Source organism: Asanoa sp. NPDC050611 (assembly GCF_040654855.1).
In the GTDB taxonomy this organism is placed as follows: Bacteria; Actinomycetota; Actinomycetes; order Mycobacteriales; family Micromonosporaceae; genus Asanoa.
The window spans coordinates 1-15,776 of record NZ_JBFAIU010000173.1; the positions used below are offsets into that span (position 1 = coordinate 1).

Consider the following 15,776-nt stretch of genomic DNA (forward strand, 5'->3'; position numbering starts at 1 on the left):
GGGTCAGCGCCTCCTGCCGGTCGAGGTCGCCGGCCGGCCCGGGCACCAACCGGTCCATGATCAGCAAGCGGCCGTTGACGGTCGCGGGGGTGAACGCCCCCGTCCCGGCGTGCACCTCGCGCGCGCCGCCTATCACCGTTAGGCAGGCACATGAGACCCGAAGCACCGCCCGTCACCGCCGTACCACCGGAACGAAAGAGCCGTTGGAGCCGGCGCCACGCCGCGACGGCCGGCCTCGCCGTCGCCACGTTGGTCGCCGCCGTGCTGACCGTATCGTCCGCGGCCAGCGCCGCCGACGCGGTCATCTCGCAGGGCAAGCCGGCCACCGCCTCCTCGACGGAGAACGCCACGTTCCCCGCGAGCGCCGCCGTCGACGGCAACGCCGGCACCCGCTGGGCGTCCGCCTTCTCAGATCCACAGTGGATCCAGGTCGACCTCGGCGCCACGGCCAACGTCACCCAGATCACCCTCAACTGGGAGGCCGCGTACGGCCGGTCCTTCCAGATCCAGACCTCCGCCGACGCCAGCGCCTGGACCAACATCTACTCGACCACCACCGGCACGGGCGGCACCCAGGTGCTCCCGGTCACCGGCAGCGGCCGCTACGTGCGCCTCTACGGCACCGCGCGGGCCACCGGCTACGGCTACAGCCTGTTCGAGTTCCAGGTGCACGGCACGTTCGGCGGCGGGCCCACCAACCCGCCGGCCGGCTGCGGCACCACCAATGCCGCGCAGGGCAAGCCCGCCACCGCCTCGTCCCTCCAGGGTGCCGGCTTCCCGGCCAGCGCGGCGGTCGACGGCAACACCGGTACGCGCTGGTCCAGTGCCGCGTCCGACCCACAGTGGATCCGCGTCGACCTGGGCAGCACGCAGAGCATCTGCCAGGTGGTGCTGCAGTGGGAGGCCGCCTACGGGCGCGCGTTCCAGATCCAGACCAGCACCAACGACTCGACCTGGACCACCGTCTACAGCACCACGACCGGCACCGGCGGCACGCAGACGATCAACGTCAACGCCAGCGGGCGTTACCTCCGCGTCTACGGCACCGCGCGGGCCACCGCCTACGGCTACTCACTCTGGGAGCTACGGATCTACACCGGCACGGGCACCAACCCGACCGACCCGCCGCCGACCGGCGACCCGGTCGAGCCCACCGACCCGCGTAACCCGAACCTCGGCGCCAACACGTTCGTCTTCGACCCGTCCACGCCGACCTCGACCATCCAGAGCCGGCTCAACACCATCTTCACCCAGCAGGAACGCAACCAGTTCGGCCCGGAGCGGTACGCCGTGCTGTTCAAGCCCGGCAACTACACCGCCGACGTGAACCTCGGCTTCTTCACCCAGGTCGCCGGGCTCGGCATGTCGCCCGACGACGTCAACCTCAACGGGCACGTCCGCGCGGAGGCGTTCTGGTTCGGTGGCAACGCCACCCAGAACTTCTGGCGCGCGGCCGAGAACCTCAGCGTCACCCTGCCGGCCGGCGTCACTGTCGAGCGGTGGGCGGTCTCGCAGGCGGCACCGTACCGCCGCATGCACCTGCGCGGCGGCGGCAACCAGATCCAGCTCTGGAACGGCGGCGACGGCTGGTCGAGTGGCGGCTTCATGGCCGACACCAAGATCGACGGCATGGTCGTCTCGGGCTCGCAGCAGCAGTGGTACTCACGCAACAGCGAGTTCGGCTCGTGGTCCGGTTCGGTCTGGAACATGGTGTTCCAGGGCGTGGCCGGCGCGCCGCCCAACCACTTCCCGAACCCGTCGCACACGGTCATCGCCAATACGCCGACCGTACGCGAAAAGCCGTTCCTCTATGTCGACGGCTCCGGTGAGTACCGCGTGTTCGTCCCGGCGCTACGGGCCAACTCGAGCGGCACGACGTGGTTCAACAAGACACCGGCCGGCTCGTCGCTCTCCCTGTCGACGTTCTTCATCGTGCGCCCGGGCACCCCGGTCGCGACCATCAACCTCGCGCTGGCGCAGGGCAAGAACCTGCTCTTCACCCCCGGCGTGCACCACGTCAGCCAGCCGATCCAGGTGAACCGGGCCAACACCGTGATCCTGGGTCTGGGCCTGGCGACGATCCAGGCCGACAACGGCTCGGTCGGCATGCGGATCGCCGACGTCGACGGCGTCAAGGTCGGCGGCATCATGTTCGAGGCCGGTGCGACCAACTCGCCGGTGCTGATGGAGGTCGGCCCGGCCGGCTCCAGCGCGGACCACGCCGCCAACCCGGTCTCGCTGCACGACGTGTTCTTCCGGATCGGCGGCCCGGGCGTCGGGCGCGCGACCAACACGCTCACGGTCAACAGCGACGACGTGATCGGTGACCACATGTGGCTGTGGCGCGCCGACCACGGCGACGGCGTGGGCTGGACGGTCAACACCGCCGACACCGGTCTCACCGTCAACGGCGACGACGTCACGATGTACGGCCTGTTCGTCGAGCACTTCCAGAAATACCAGACCATCTGGAACGGCGAGCGCGGCCGGACGTACTTCTACCAGAACGAGTTCCCGTACGAGATGCCCAACCAGGCTTCCTGGATGAACGGCAGCACGCGCGGGTACGCGGCCTACAAGGTCAACGACGCCGTCAACGAACACTTCGCGATCGGCCTCGGCTCGTACTGTGTGTTCACATTGGACGAATCCGTGGTCGCGGAGCGCTCGTTCGAGGTGCCCACCAAGGCCGGCGTGCGGTTCCAGAACATGGTGACCGTCTCGCTCGGCGGTGCGGGCACGATCAACCGCATCATCAACAACTCCGGGGGTACGGCCCGAGCCGGCGTCGAGATCCAGTACCTGAACAACTACCCGTGATCCGCTAGCACCTGAGTGATCGCGTGTTCGCCGGCATCCGCCAAACCGGGGTGGATGTCGGCGAACACGGCTATCGCGGTGCCGATCGCCAGCGCCCACGCCCGCGCCCGCACCCAGGTCGCCGCGTCGGCGTCGACACCGTCCCGGAACGCAGCGCGCCCCTCGGCGTCGAACACCAGCCACGCCGCCGCCAGATCGGTCGCCGGGTCGCCGGCGTTGAGGTCGCCGAAGTCGAGCACGGCGGCCAGCCGCGACCCGCGGATCACCAGGTTGGCCGGGTGCGGGTCGCCGTGCACCCAGACGGCCGGCCCGTCCCACACCGGCGCCGTGATCAGCTCGTCCCAGAGCCGGCCCAGCTCGTCTTCCCGGGCCAGCTTCCCGCTCGTCAGCCGGTCCTGGATCTGCTCGTCGCGCACGGCCAGGGGCACGCCGCGGACGGGGCTGACCGGCGCGTCCGCCGGTGCCGGCACGTGCAGCTGACGCATGAACGCGGCCAGCTCGCCCGCGACCGCGCGGCGCTCGACGACCGGGACCTGCGTGGCGATCTCGCCGTCGACCCAGGCGCAGACCGACCAGGGGTACGGGTAACCCTGGCCGGGCACGCCCACCCGCACGGGCGCCGGGATGTTGGCCGGCAGCCGCGGCGCCAGGGTCGGCAGCCAGCGCTGCTCGTTGACCAGCAGCGGCACGGCGACCGCGCGGCGGGGCAGCCGGATGCAGAGATCGTCGCCGAGCCGGAAGATCGCGTTGTCCCAGCCGTTGGCGACCAGTCGCAGCGGCCGGTCGGCGAGGTCCGGATGCTGCGCCTCGAGCAGGCGGGCGACGAGGTCGGCGTCGATCTCGATGTCGGCTACGGGAGCGGTCACCGTGCGATTGTGCCAGCCATACCCGATCGGCATCGGACCCGACGAAACAGGTATTGGTGACCCTCTACGCCCCGGCGCAGGGTTGGTCGCATGACTGATATCCAGCAACGAGTGGTCGTACTCGGTGGCACATCAGGTTTGGGTTTCGCGGTCGCCAACCTGCTCGCCTCGCGCGGTGCCGAGATCGTCGTCGTGTCGAGCCGCCAGGAGAGCGTCGACAAGGCGGTCGCCAAGCTCCCCGCCGGCACCACGGGGCACGCCGTGGACCTGCGCGACGAGGCCGCGATCGGGCGGCTGTTCGAGCGGATCGGGTCGTTCGACCACCTGGTCTACACGGCCGGGGAGCCGCTCGCGTTGCTCACCGTCGAGGACATGCCGCTGGACAAGGCCCGCGACTTCTTCGGGCTGCGCTTCTTCAGCGTGCTCGCGGCGGTGAAGCACGCGACGCCGCGGATCCGGCCGGGCGGCTCGATCACGCTGACCACGGGTTCGGCCGGCGAGCGTCCGTCGGCGGGCTGGTCGGTGGCGGCGTCGATCTGCGGTGCGGTGAGCTCACTGACCAAGGCGCTGGCGATCGAACTGGCGCCGGTGCGGGTCAACGCCGTCGCGCCCGGGGTGACGCGTTCGCCGCTGTGGGCGGGTCTGGACGAGGACGCCCGGGAGGCGTACTTCCGGCAGGTCGGCGACGGGCTGCTGACGGGCCGGGTGGGCGAGACCGACGAGGTGGCGCGCGCCTACGCGTACCTCATCGAGCAGCCCTTCTCGACCGGCACGGTCCTAGGGGTCGACGGCGGCGCCCTGCTGGTCTAGGTGATCTGCCGGACGGCGATCTCTGCGAAGCGTTCGATCTCCGGGTTGTCGCGGCTCGTGCTGTAGGCGAGCGCCACCTGGTTGTCGGCCACGCCTTCGAGGTCGCAGTAGGCGACGTCGGCCCGGGTGTAGAGCGCGGCGGCCGACCGGGGCACGACGATGAAGCCCTCCTCGGCCGCCACGTGCTCGAGCTTCTCCTCCATGGTGGACAGTGGCCGCGAGCGCCAGCGCCGGTCCGCGCTCTCGCGGAGGTCGCGCGCGATGTCGCGCCACTCGGGCACCAGATCGGGTTCCTGAAGCAGATGCTCGTCGGCGAGATCGGACACGCGCACTCGATCCTTCCCGGCGAGCCGGTGCGTGGCGGGCAGGGCGACCACGCGCGGCTCGGCGAACAGCGGCACGATCGTCAACCCGGCGGCGGGCACGGGCATGCGCACGAAGCTGACGTCGGCACGGCCGTCGTGCAGGACTGCGACCTGATCCTGGTACGAGGTCCGCAAGACCTCGACGGAGAGATCCGGAAAGGCGGCACTGAACTCCTTGACCGCGGGCGTGACGAGCACGCCGGGCATGAACGCCACGGTGAACCGGACGCCACCGCGGGCGGCGAGCCGAACCCGCCGCTCCAGCGCGGCCGAGGAGGTGAGCAGGGGCCGGGCCTCGGCGAGCAGCTGGCGGCCGGCGGGGGTGAGGGTGGTGCCGCGGCTGGAGCGTTCGAAGAGGTCGAGCTTCAGGTCCTGCTCCAGCGCCCGGATCTGGCGGCTGAGAGCGGGTTGCGCGATCCGCAAGCGCTGGGCCGCCCGACCGAAGTTCAACTCTTCTGCCACAGCGACGAAGTAGCGCAACTTCCGCAAATCAAGATCCACGGCTACCCCCGGTGGCAACGCTACCCGGGGTCGGTGCTCGAAGCGCCTCGCCGGACCGTCACGGCGGCTCGTGCAGTGGGCGGAAGGCGGCCTTGAACAAGCGCGGGCCGATCGTGCGCAGCGCCGCGTCACGCAGCACGGGCGGCAGATGTCGCGCCCGGTCCCGGCGCCGGGTCTGGTCACGCACCCAGCGGGCCCGTGGCACCCGCCGCCGCGCGTACCCGGCCAGGTCGTCGAGATGCTCGGCGAGCACCAGCCCATCCTCGAGCGCCAGCGCGGCCCCCTGCGCCATGTTGGGCGAGTAGGCATGCGCCGCGTCGCCGATCAACACCGTCTTCCCGCGGCTCACGTCATCGAGAAAGACCTCCTCGATGGCCGCGGCATGCACGTCACCGGCCCGCGCGACCAGCGAACGCACGGTCTCGGGAAACCCGTCGAACAGCCGCCGCCAGTCCCCGGCCGGCGGCGCGGCGGCGGTCAGGTCGGCGTAGCAGTATGCGTACCCGCCGCCGAGCGAGACGGCCAGAAACGTCCGCCCGTTGCCCTGCCAGGTGCACCACAGATGCTCGACGTCGTAACCGTCGACAACGAACCGCCAGGCCAGCTCACCGACCCGCCGAGGCGCCGCCGCATCGGGAAAGACCCACTCCCGCACCGCCGACCGGATGCCGTCGGCCCCGATCACGAGGTCATAGGGCGCGGCATCATCGGACACGAACGTCTTGACGACGATCTGGCCATCGAGCCCGGCCCGCAGAATCCGCCGCAACTCGGCGTGCCGCACGGCGACACTCGGCCCGAGGCCACCCCAGACCTGGTCGATCGGCAGGTCAAGCAGCACCCGCCCACGATGGTCGAGCATCCGCTGCCGCCGGATCTCATGTCCAGCGCCCCGAATCGCGTCCCCGAACCCGAGCGCGCTCAACGCCCGCACAGCGTTGGCGGGCAGATAGATCCCGGTGCCACCGGCCTCGGCCTGCGGATGCCGCTCAACCACGTCGGCCCTGACACCCTTGGCCCGCAACGCATGCACGGCACCCAAACCGGCGATCCCGGCACCCACGATCAACACTCGCGGATCGGTCATGCCGCCAGTCTCCTCTCCGGGCGACGACGAGGACGACCCGAAACAAAGATCAATCTGTCCCGGGTCCGCGGTGGTCCGGACCGTCGCTCCCGCCGGACCCCAGGCCCGCGCCACACGAACGCAACATCGCCTCTGCTCTGCTTACGGATACGCATCACCAGCGATGCGGCATCCGTCGCCGGCGCGCTTTTGTTCGCTGGGGACTGCCACGCTCGCGAGCTTCCGGCGATCGACGTCCGGCTCGTCCCCAGCGCGACTGCGGTCTCGGCGCCAGCCCGCGGTCCGCGCGGCGTCCGTGGCCGAAGGCGTCGACCGGATCGGCGGCTTGGGCCGTCCGGGCCCACGCCGCCGCCGCGCGCGTGCGGTCGCCGCCGGCTGTGCCGGGCGTCGGCACCAGCCTTGGTCCCGACTCCCCGCCGGTCACGGCCCGGGGTTCGGTCCTGACGCAGATCCTGAGCCTCGGCCTCAGCGGAGCTTCGGGAGTCGGCCTCGGTTTCGCTCTGGCTTTGGTCTCAGCGTTGCGCGCGGGGATCGGCCACGGTTCACGAACTCGCCAGCCTCGGCAGTCGCCTAGGTCTAGCCAACCGCGGAGGAGCGAAGGCCGCGATGTCCACCGCTGGTCAAGGGATCGATCGGGAACCCGCAGTCAGAGTCGGAAGTGAACAGTCCGATGTAGGTGACCACTCTCGCCACACCGTGTCCGCGAACGGGCCCACGCCGGTCCGGGCCATGTTCAGGGCGCGGTCGCGAGCCAAGCTGACCCGTGCGTGCGTAGCGGAGTCGATCAGGCCGAGTCGACGACCGTCCGCATACTCGTCCTCGTCCTTCCACGTGACCTCGGCCAGGTCCGCACTGAGCACCAGGTCCACCAGCAGATCGAACGTGTCGACGGTCGCCGCCCCACGGACACACGGAAGCTGGAAGTTGACGTACCACCATGACCGATTTGAACCGCGGTAGAAGTGGATGCTGAAGTCCGGGTCCACGCCCAGCCAGCTGATCACCGTCGTCGATTGCCACACGAACGGCGAAACGCGCCACTCCCCGGAGATCAGATCCCTGAGCAGAGCACCCCGCTCACCGCTGCGCCACAGCTCCGGCACCAGGCACGACACCCCCGGCCAGTGAGCCACCGTCACCACCGTGCCCGTGTCCTGCAGCACCCGGCACGGGATCGCCGACCACACCCGCCCGCCGAAGACGTTGCGCCACGCGACCGTCGTGCCAGGGGTGAAGGTCATGGCAGCGGGCCGACGTACACCCACGCGCCGTCCACGCGTACGAAGCGGCTTCGTTCGTGCAGCTCTTCCGTCCGTCGACCGAACCGGAAGAGAGCCCGGAACTCGACCGTCCCCGCCCTGTCGGAAAGCCCACCCGTGCGCGTGTCGAGGATCTCCAGGCCGACCCACCGCTGCGCCGCGTCAAGGTCCAGCGACGAAGGGCGGGTCGCCTCGTGCCATGTCCGCAGCAGATAGTCCGCGTCCCCCACGGCGAACGCGCTGTAGCGCGACCGCATCAGCTGCTCCGCCGTGTCCGCGGCAGAGGCGCCGCGGTGCAGGGGACCGCAACATTCGTCGTACGACAGCCCGCTCCCGCACGGGCACGCACCCTTCGCCATGCCAGCAATTCTGCACAGCGGCGTGGGCGACCGCGGGACCCCCGACCCGCGACCGCCCACGCACCACCTGCGGAATTCAGCTCACTTCGCGCTTGAGCAGGCGCACCAGGCCCAGCACGCCGGGCAGCACGACCCAGAAGCCGATCGACGCGCCCAGCCGGGCCCACTCGCCACCCGACAGCGCGGCGTCCTCGAACAGCGGGCTCGACGTCACCGTGAAGTCGAGCCACTCCGACACGCCCTTCAGGCCCGCGATCATCTGGGTCAGGATGGACCAGAGGGTCGGCACCACGAAGTACAGGACGATCGCGACGGCCGAGTTCATGAAGAGCATGCCGAACGCGAGGCCCCACACCGTGTTCATGATGCTGAACAGCACCGCGTACGCCAGCAGCGTCCCGCTGAACGACCAGCTGCCCGCCGCCGGGTCCATGCCGCCCGCGATCGCGTTGCCCACCGCCGCCATGGCCAGGGCCGGGATGAGCGCGACCACGCCGAGCACCACGGTGGCGAGCAGCTTCGCCGCGGCGACCCGCTGCCGCTGCGGGGTGATCGCGAACGTGGTCAGCGCCGTGCGCTGCGTCCACTCGCTGGTCACCGACAGGATGCCGAGGATCGGCAGGAGCACGGCGGTCGGGAATAGCGTCGACTGGAACATGTTCTTGAAGGTCTGGTCGGGCGGGTCCGCCGCGAACAGCTGGATGACCACGATTCCCACCGAGATCAGCGCGGTGGCGATCATCAGCCAGAAGCCCGCCCGGGTGTCGGCCATCTTGCGCAGCTCGACGCCGGTGAGTCGGGCGATCCCCGGCCGCGTGAAGGTAGGCGTCGCCGTCGAAGCAGGGGTCGACGTCAGGGTGGCGGTCATCGCGCGGTCTCCTTGGCCTCGCCGGCGGTCAGGTTCAGGAACAGCTCTTCCAGGCCGCCGGTGTCGACCGGCCGCAGCTCGAGCAGCACCGCCGAGATGCTGGCGGCGACCTGCCCGACCTGTTCCGCCTCGGCCTGGACGATCAGTGCGCCGTCGGCTCCCCCGGTCACCGCGAGGCCGGCCCGCTCCAGGGCCCTCTTCAGGGTGGCCGGGTCCAGCGCCCGCACGCGCACGCCACCGGCCGCGAGCAGCTCGGCCTTCGTGCCGTTGGCCACGATTCGACCGCCCCCGATAACCACGAGTCGATCCGCGACCGCCTCCACCTCGCGCAGGAGGTGGGAGGAGAGCAGGACTGTTCCGCCCCGGTCGGCGAAGTCGCGCAGCAGGCTGCGCATCCAGAAGATGCCTTCCGGGTCGAGGCCGTTGGCCGGCTCGTCGAGGATCAGCACCCGTGGGTCGCCGATGAACGCGTGCGCGATGCCGAGCCGCTGTCGCATGCCGAGGGAGTAGCCGCGTACCCGACGACCGGCGGCAGGGCCGGCCAGCCCGACGAGGGACAGCAGCTCGTCCACCCGGGCCGGGCCGACGCCCTGCGTACGGGCCGACAGCGAGAGCACCTCACGACCGGTCCGGCCGGGGTGCTGTGCCGAGGCGTCGAGCAGCACGCCGACCTCGCGGGCCGGGTTGGGCAGCTGCCGGTACGGACGCCCCGCGACGGCCGACGTGCCGGAGGTCGGCGGGGTCAGCCCCGTGATCATCCGCATCGTGGTCGACTTGCCCGCTCCGTTGGGGCCGAGGAAGCCGGTCACGGTGCCTGGGGCGCATTCGAAGGAGACGTCGTTGACGGCCGTGTGCGCCCCGTACCGCTTCGTCAAGCTGGTCACACTGATCATGCCGATAAGCCTGCGGTCGCCGGGTGGTCCGGCGCTTCGGGCCAAGGTCGATGCCGCGCGCCGAAGGTCGCCGATCGATACCAACTTTGGTCTGATGCCGTCCGCGCCGGGTGGCCGTACCATTTGATCATGAGTGTGGCAACCCGTGTCGGCCCGGACATTCCGTCCATGCTGCCGGGCGGGCTGTTGCACACGGTCGACGGCAAGCAGCGGGTCCACCGCTCGACCCGCGACTGGGTGGTCGACTCGATCATGTTCGTGCTGGCCATGGGGTCGGCACTCGCCCTGACCGGCAGCGTCTGGGTCGACGACAGCCTGCCCATGTGGGCGAAATGGGCCGACATCGTCCTGGGCGTGGTGTCGTCCCTCGCGATCTGGCTCCGGCGTCGCTGGCCGGCCGCGCTCGCACTGGTCCTCGTGCCGATCGGCGGGATCTCGCTCACCGCCGCGGCCGCCGGCCTGATCACACTGTTCACCGTCGCGGTGCACCGCCGGGTCGGCATCTCGGCGCCGATCGCCCTGCTCAGCGCCGCGACGACGCCCATCTTCCTGCTCTGGCGGCCCGACGACGCGATGCCCTACTGGGCGGTCTGCGGCTTCGCGATCGCCACCACCTTCGCGATCTTCGCCTGGGGCATGTTCGTCCGTGCCCGCCGGCAGCTCGTCGTGTCACTGCACGACCGGGCCACCCGCGCCGAGTCCGAGCAGCAGCTGCGAGTGGCCCAGGCGCAGCACCTCGAACGCACCCGGATCGCCCGCGAGATGCACGACGTGCTGGCCCACCGGATCTCCCTCCTGAGCCTGCACGCCGGCGCTCTGGAGATCCGCCCCGACGCGCCGCCGGACGAGGTGGCCCGGGCGGCGGCGGTGATCCGCAGCAGCGCGCACCAGGCGCTGCAGGACCTGCGCGAGGTGATCGGCGTCCTGCGCGAGGAGGACAGCGAACCGATCCGCCCGCAGCCGACGCTCGCGGACGTGTGGGCGCTGATCGAGGAGTCCCGCGGGGCGGGCATGAAGGTCCGGGTCGACTGCAAGGTCGAGGACCTCGACGCGGTGCCGGCGGCGGTCGGGCGCAACGCGTACCGCGTGGTGCAAGAGGGTTTGACCAACGCCCGCAAGCATGCCGCGGGGGTCGTGGTCGACATTCTTTTCGAGGGTACGCCCGGCGGCGGCCTCACCGTCGCGGTGCGCAACCCGGCACCGGTGGGCGCCGCCGCGAGCATTCCGGGCACCGGCACCGGGCTCGTGGGTCTGGTCGAGCGCACGGGCCTGGCCGGTGGCCGCCTGACCCACGGCCGCACGGACGCGGGCGATTTCGAGCTGCGTGCTTGGCTACCGTGGCCGGCATGAGCGAGCGCAGTCCCGGCGCCCGGCGGGCGGCGGCGTGACCGACGAGCCGGTCCGCGTGCTGATCGTGGACGACGACCCCCTGGTCCGGGCCGGACTTTCGATGATCCTCGGCGGCACGCCGGCGCTGACCGTGGTCGGGGAGGCCGCCGACGGCAGCGAGGTGGCGGCCGCCGTCGCCGAGGTGCGACCCGACGTCGTGCTGATGGACATCCGAATGCCCAAGATGGACGGACTGACCGCCACCGAGCGCCTGCGCCGCACCGAAGGCGCGCCCGAGGTGCTGGTGCTGACGACCTTCGAGGCCGACGAGTACGTGCTGCGCGCGCTGCGGGCCGGCGCCAGCGGCTTCCTGCTCAAGGACACCCCGCCGGCCGAGATCGTGCAGGCGGTGCGGCGCGTCGCGGCCGGCGACCCGATCCTCTCGCCCCGGGTCACCCGCCGGCTGATCGCGCACGTGGCCGACGACGGTGTCGACGCCCGCCGCAACCGCTCACGGGAGCTGCTGGCCCGGCTCAGCGAGCGCGAGCTAGAGGTCGCGATCGCGGTGGGCCAGGGCAAGTCCAACGCGGAGATCGCCGCGGAGCTGTTCATGAGCGTGGCCACGGTCAAGGCACACATGACCCGCATGCTCACCAAGCTGGACCTCAACAACCGCGTCCAGGTCGCCCTCCTCGCGCAGGATGCCGGAATGACCTAGGTAGCGCCTAGGATCCCGTGCGTGACCGCACCGGCAGAGACGACGCCAATCGAGCCCACCGTACGGGTCTCGACCCTCGAGCTCTTCTTCGACCTCGTCTTCGTCTTCACGATCACCCAGCTCACCGACACCCTGGCCGACCACCTCGACTGGGGCGGGCTGGGCGAGGCGCTGCTGATGCTGGCGATCATCTGGTGGATGTACTCGGGCTACGCCTGGCTCACCAACGCGATGGCGCCGACGAGCACGTACCGCCGGACGCTCCTGCTCATCGGCATGGCCGGTTTCCTGGTCATCGCGCTGGCGATCCCGGACGCGTTCGGCGAGACCGGTTGGGCGTTCGGCGTCGGCTACCTGGTCGTCAACCTGGTGCACAGCGCGCTGTTCCTGCGCTCGGCGGGTGAGTCGGCGGTCCGGGCCGCGGCGACGCTCGCGCCACCCAACCTGCTCTCCGCGGGGCTGGTGCTGGCCGGCGGGTTCCTGCCTTCGGGGCAGCGGGCCGCCTGGTGGGGCGCCGCGCTGGCGGTGCAGCTCGTGACGCCGTACCTGGCCAGGATCGGCGGCTTCACGATCAACGCGCATCACTTCGTCGAGCGGCACGGGCTCGTCATGATCATTGTGATCGGCGAGTCGATCGTCTCGATCGGCCTCGGCTTCGCGGGCGTCGACCTGGACGGCTCGGCGCTGCTAGTGGCGCTGCTCGGGCTCGGCGTCGCCTACTACTTCTGGTGGGCGTACTTCGCCGGCGACGAGGAACGCTCGGCTGAGGCGCTGGCCGGCATCACCGACCCGAGGCGAAAGGCCCTGATGGCGGTCTTCGCGTGGGCGTACGCGCACTACCCGATGATCATCGGCATCGTGCTGTTCTCGGCGGGCATCAAGAAGGCGATCCCCGCGGCCTTCGACCCGCTCAAGTGGAACGCGGCCGCGGCGCTCGCGGCCGGCGCGGCGCTGTTCCTGGTCGGCCACGCCGCGTTCCTCATGCTGCTGCGGATCTGGCGGGGCGTCCCACACCGGCTCGTGGCTGCGGTGCTCGCGATGCTCACGATCTTCATCGGCCACATCGACGCGACCGCGCAGGTCGTGGCCTTGCTGGCGATCATGGCGGTCGCCCTGATCATCGAGGATCTGCCGCAGGTGCTGCGCTCGCGGACGACCAATTTGCACAGCTTCGGCCGTTAGGTTGGGTTCGTGGGTGCTTTGGACTATTTCGAGACCACGGACGTCGTACGCATCGCGACCCCGCTGCGGTCCGGCGGCGAGGTCGTCACACCGATCTGGGCTGTGATGGTCTCGGGGGTGCCCTACGTACGAAGCGGCTATGGCCCGGATTCGAAGTGGTACCGACGGGCGTTGCGCACCGGGCGGGTCAGCTTCGACGACGGCGGGCAGCGCTACCCGGCGGGTGTGTCGCTGGTGAGCGACGGCCCGACACTGGACGCGGTCGACGCCGCCTACGGGGAGAAGTACGCCGGCCAGTCGGGCACTCCGCAGATGGTCTCGGCCACAGCCCGGGACTGCACGCTCCGGGTCGATCTTCAGGGGCCTTGAGCCTCCCGGCGGTTGCCCGGCCCGGCGGTGGCTTGCCCGCGTCCTTGCCGCGGTTGCGGACCCTGGCCGCTCCGCGTCGTGCTTGCGGAGATCGCTGCGACCGCCGTTCGTCCAGGGTCCCTGTGGCACAGAACCTTGGGCATCGCGACGCGCTTGCCGAGATCACCGCGACGGCCCGCCGCGAGCTCGGTCCGCGTCGCCTGCGGACGCTAAGGGCAGGGCGCTGCCGGTGCGCGTAGGCCCGTGATCAGCATCTCCGCGAACAGTTCCCACTTATCCGTCTGGGCGATCGCCGCCGACAACCCGCCGAGGATCGCCTGGAAGTCGTCAACGCTCAGGTCCGTTCGGATCGCGCCGACCGCCCTGGCTCGCGCCAGCACCTGCTCCGTGCGCTCGACCAGTAGGTCCGGGAACGGGCAGCTGCCACCGGAGACCCCGCTGAACATGTGACACAGCCCCGCGTCGCCGGCCATGTCTTCGGCCGTGCGGCGGACGAACCAGCCGAACGCCTCGGCCGGGTCCGGCATCGTCAGCGCCTGGTCGACGATCTCGACCCGCTCGTCCATCCACTGGTCGGCCAGCTCGGCGATCAGCGCCTGCTTGGTCGGGAAGTTGCGGTAGAGCGTGCCGACGCCGACGCCGGCCCGCCGGGCGATCTGCTCCATCTGCACCTCGGCGCCGTCTTCGGCGAAGGCCGCGCGGGCAGCTTCGAGGACCCGTGCGCGGTTGCGGGCGGCGTCGCCGCGCAGCGGCCGGGGCGCGCCCGCCAACTCGGGGCGCAGGATCTTGCCCTCGGGTGGACGGGGCTGGGCTGTGGTGGTCATCACGCTGATCCTACCGAATCCGATTGACAACCGGAATCTCGATTCCGTAGGTTCGAACCATACCGGAAGCGGAATTCGACTTCCACTTCAAACCTCGGGGGGAACGCGCAGATGAGACGCGCGGAACAAGCAACACCGCACAAGACCTTGGCGTTGGCCTTGCTCGCGGTGACCCAGTTCGTCCTGGTCCTCGATGCGTCGATCGTCAACGTGGCGCTCCCGTCGATCGGCCGCGAGCTGAACTTCTCCCAGGACTCGCTGTCCTGGGTCACCAACGCGTACACGCTGGCCTTCGGTGGCTTCCTGCTGCTCGGCGGCCGGATCAGTGACCTGCTCGGCAGACGCCGGATGTTCGTGGCCGGCCTCGGGCTCTTCGTGGCCGCGTCGTTCGTCGGCGCGCTGGCGCAGAACCCGGCGATGCTCGTGACCGCCCGGGCCGCGCAGGGCCTCGGCGCCGCGCTCGTCGCACCAGCCGCCCTGTCGCTGCTGATGAAGATCTTCCCGGCCGGCGCGGAGCGCAACCGCGCGCTCGGGGTCTGGGGCGCGGTCGCCGGTGGCGGCGCTGCCGCCGGTTCGATTCTCGGCGGCCTGCTGACCGAGTGGATCGGGTGGGAGGCCGTCCTCTGGGTCAACGTGCCGATCGGCATCGCCGCACTGGCGCTCGCGCCGCGCCTGCTGCCCGCCGCCCGTGAGGCGATCGGGGCCAACGGCTTCGACGTCATGGGCGCCATCACCGTCACCGCCGGTGTCGCTCTGGGCGTTTTCGCCCTGGTCGACGGCAACAACGCCGGATGGGCGTCGGCGCAGACGATCGCCTCCGCGGCCATCGCGATCGCACTGCTGGTCGCCTTCGTGGTGATCGAGTCGCGGGCCAAGCACCCGCTGGTGCCGTTGCACGTCTTCAGGCAGAAGACGCTGCGCAGCGCCAACCTGATCGCGTTGACCGTGACCGCCGCGGTGTTCCCGATGTTCTTCGTGTTGACGCTGTTCATGCAGCAGGTCTGGGGCTACAGCCCGATCGAGGCCGGTTTCGGCCAGCTGCCGTTCGCGATCACGTTGATCCTGTTCGCGGGGTTCACCTCGCGCATCGTGACCCGCATCGGGTTCAAGACACCGCTGCTGGCCGGCATGATCATCACTGCCGGGTCGCTGGTCTGGCTCGCGCTGCTGCTGACCGCGCAGGGCAGCTACTGGACCGAGCTGCTCGGCCCGTCGTTGCTGGCCGGTGTCGGCGGTGCGCTGATGTTCATCCCGGTCACCCTGGCCGCGACGGCCGGCGCCCGGTCGGACGAGTCGGGCCTCGCGTCCGGCTTGATCAACACGACCCAGCAGGTCGGCGGCTCGATCGGCCTGGCGATCGCGGTGGCCATCGCGACCGCGGCCACCACATCGTCGCTGACGAGCGGCAACACGCCGCCGGTGGCGGCCACCGACGGCTTCCAGCTGGCGCTGCTCGGCGGCGCCGCGGTGGCGGCCCTGGGCGCGCTGTTCACGGCTTGGCTGCTGCCAGGCCTCAAGCAGCAGCC

The 15,776-nt window shown here is 70.7% G+C and carries 15 protein-coding genes; 7 read left to right on the plus strand and 8 right to left on the minus strand.

Annotated features, from left to right (window positions below):
* Positions 1-150: 150 nt before the first annotated feature.
* Positions 151-2,820: a discoidin domain-containing protein gene (locus tag AB0H87_RS24555; RefSeq protein WP_360149914.1), complete on the plus strand. Its 2,670-nt coding sequence runs from the start codon at positions 151-153 to the stop codon at positions 2,818-2,820.
* Here the strand turns inward: AB0H87_RS24555 and AB0H87_RS24560 are convergent.
* A complete protein-coding gene (locus tag AB0H87_RS24560) occupies positions 2,811-3,686 on the minus strand; it encodes an aminoglycoside phosphotransferase family protein (RefSeq protein ID WP_360149917.1) in 876 nt (291 codons plus the stop codon). The two genes, AB0H87_RS24555 and AB0H87_RS24560, sit on opposite strands and share 10 nt — an antisense overlap.
* Positions 3,687-3,776: 90 nt before the next feature.
* Here AB0H87_RS24560 and AB0H87_RS24565 point away from each other — a divergent pair, with 90 nt between their 5' ends.
* Positions 3,777-4,496: an SDR family oxidoreductase gene (locus AB0H87_RS24565; RefSeq protein WP_360149920.1), complete on the plus strand. Its 720-nt coding sequence runs from the start codon at positions 3,777-3,779 to the stop codon at positions 4,494-4,496.
* On the opposite strand, the gene AB0H87_RS24570 is transcribed toward AB0H87_RS24565, so the two are convergent.
* The 6 genes from AB0H87_RS24570 to AB0H87_RS24595 all read right to left on the minus strand — a co-directional run bounded on the left by AB0H87_RS24570 (position 4,493) and on the right by AB0H87_RS24595 (position 9,828).
* A complete protein-coding gene (locus tag AB0H87_RS24570) occupies positions 4,493-5,362 on the minus strand; it encodes a LysR family transcriptional regulator (protein ID WP_360149923.1) in 870 nt (289 codons plus the stop codon). The two genes, AB0H87_RS24565 and AB0H87_RS24570, sit on opposite strands and share 4 nt — an antisense overlap.
* Before the next feature lie 58 nt (positions 5,363-5,420).
* Positions 5,421-6,449, minus strand: coding sequence for an FAD-dependent monooxygenase (locus AB0H87_RS24575; RefSeq protein ID WP_360149926.1), 1,029 nt, complete (start codon positions 6,447-6,449; stop codon positions 5,421-5,423).
* A 620-nt stretch (positions 6,450-7,069) separates the two neighbouring features.
* A complete protein-coding gene (locus AB0H87_RS24580; protein ID WP_360149929.1) occupies positions 7,070-7,690 on the minus strand; it encodes a DUF402 domain-containing protein in 621 nt (206 codons plus the stop codon).
* Positions 7,687-8,067, minus strand: coding sequence for a YchJ family protein (locus tag AB0H87_RS24585; protein ID WP_360149932.1), 381 nt, complete (start codon positions 8,065-8,067; stop codon positions 7,687-7,689). Before AB0H87_RS24585 ends, AB0H87_RS24580 begins: the two co-directional genes overlap by 4 nt.
* Before the next feature lie 76 nt (positions 8,068-8,143).
* Entirely contained in the window at positions 8,144-8,935 is a 792-nt protein-coding gene (locus AB0H87_RS24590) for an ABC transporter permease (RefSeq protein WP_360149935.1), read from the minus strand.
* Positions 8,932-9,828: an ATP-binding cassette domain-containing protein gene (locus AB0H87_RS24595; protein ID WP_360149938.1), complete on the minus strand. Its 897-nt coding sequence runs from the start codon at positions 9,826-9,828 to the stop codon at positions 8,932-8,934. The genes AB0H87_RS24590 and AB0H87_RS24595 overlap by 4 nt, the downstream gene beginning before the upstream one ends.
* A gap of 168 nt (positions 9,829-9,996) precedes the next feature.
* On the opposite strand from AB0H87_RS24595, the gene AB0H87_RS24600 reads away from it, so the two are divergent.
* From AB0H87_RS24600 to AB0H87_RS24615, 4 genes are read left to right on the plus strand one after another with little or no spacing between them, the layout of a single operon-like run.
* Positions 9,997-11,178: a histidine kinase gene (locus tag AB0H87_RS24600; protein WP_360149953.1), complete on the plus strand. Its 1,182-nt coding sequence runs from the start codon at positions 9,997-9,999 to the stop codon at positions 11,176-11,178.
* Entirely contained in the window at positions 11,141-11,875 is a 735-nt protein-coding gene (locus tag AB0H87_RS24605) for a response regulator transcription factor (protein ID WP_360149956.1), read from the plus strand. The genes AB0H87_RS24600 and AB0H87_RS24605 overlap by 38 nt, the downstream gene beginning before the upstream one ends.
* Before the next feature lie 21 nt (positions 11,876-11,896).
* The gene (locus AB0H87_RS24610) at positions 11,897-13,057 is read left to right on the plus strand and encodes a low temperature requirement protein A (protein ID WP_360149941.1); all 1,161 of its coding nucleotides are present in this window, start codon (positions 11,897-11,899) and stop codon (positions 13,055-13,057) included.
* 9 nt (positions 13,058-13,066) lie between these two features.
* On the plus strand, positions 13,067-13,426 hold the full coding sequence (locus tag AB0H87_RS24615; protein WP_360149944.1) for a DUF2255 family protein: 360 nt from the start codon (positions 13,067-13,069) through the stop codon (positions 13,424-13,426).
* A 209-nt stretch (positions 13,427-13,635) separates the two neighbouring features.
* Here AB0H87_RS24615 and AB0H87_RS24620 read toward each other — a convergent pair whose 3' ends face one another.
* On the minus strand, positions 13,636-14,250 hold the full coding sequence (locus tag AB0H87_RS24620) for a helix-turn-helix domain-containing protein (RefSeq protein WP_360149947.1): 615 nt from the start codon (positions 14,248-14,250) through the stop codon (positions 13,636-13,638).
* 111 nt (positions 14,251-14,361) lie between these two features.
* On the opposite strand from AB0H87_RS24620, the gene AB0H87_RS24625 reads away from it, so the two are divergent.
* Positions 14,362-15,776, plus strand: a 1,415-nt coding sequence (locus AB0H87_RS24625; protein WP_360149950.1) for an MFS transporter, incomplete at its 3' end; no start/stop codon positions are given.

What these genes read in the sequence shown, in the direction of transcription:
- AB0H87_RS24555 (WP_360149914.1), top strand. Translation starts at nt 151, where the DNA reads ATGAGACCCGAAGCACCGCCCGTCACCGCCGTACCACCGGAACGAAAG.
- AB0H87_RS24565 (WP_360149920.1), top strand. Translation starts at nt 3,777, where the DNA reads ATGACTGATATCCAGCAACGAGTGGTCGTACTCGGTGGCACATCAGGT.
- AB0H87_RS24575 (WP_360149926.1), bottom strand. Translation starts at nt 6,449, where the DNA reads ATGACCGATCCGCGAGTGTTGATCGTGGGTGCCGGGATCGCCGGTTTG.
- AB0H87_RS24580 (WP_360149929.1), bottom strand. Translation starts at nt 7,690, where the DNA reads ATGACCTTCACCCCTGGCACGACGGTCGCGTGGCGCAACGTCTTCGGC.
- AB0H87_RS24585 (WP_360149932.1), bottom strand. Translation starts at nt 8,067, where the DNA reads ATGGCGAAGGGTGCGTGCCCGTGCGGGAGCGGGCTGTCGTACGACGAA.
- AB0H87_RS24590 (WP_360149935.1), bottom strand. Translation starts at nt 8,935, where the DNA reads ATGACCGCCACCCTGACGTCGACCCCTGCTTCGACGGCGACGCCTACC.
- AB0H87_RS24595 (WP_360149938.1), bottom strand. Translation starts at nt 9,828, where the DNA reads ATGATCAGTGTGACCAGCTTGACGAAGCGGTACGGGGCGCACACGGCC.
- AB0H87_RS24600 (WP_360149953.1), top strand. Translation starts at nt 9,997, where the DNA reads ATGCTGCCGGGCGGGCTGTTGCACACGGTCGACGGCAAGCAGCGGGTC.
- AB0H87_RS24620 (WP_360149947.1), bottom strand. Translation starts at nt 14,250, where the DNA reads ATGACCACCACAGCCCAGCCCCGTCCACCCGAGGGCAAGATCCTGCGC.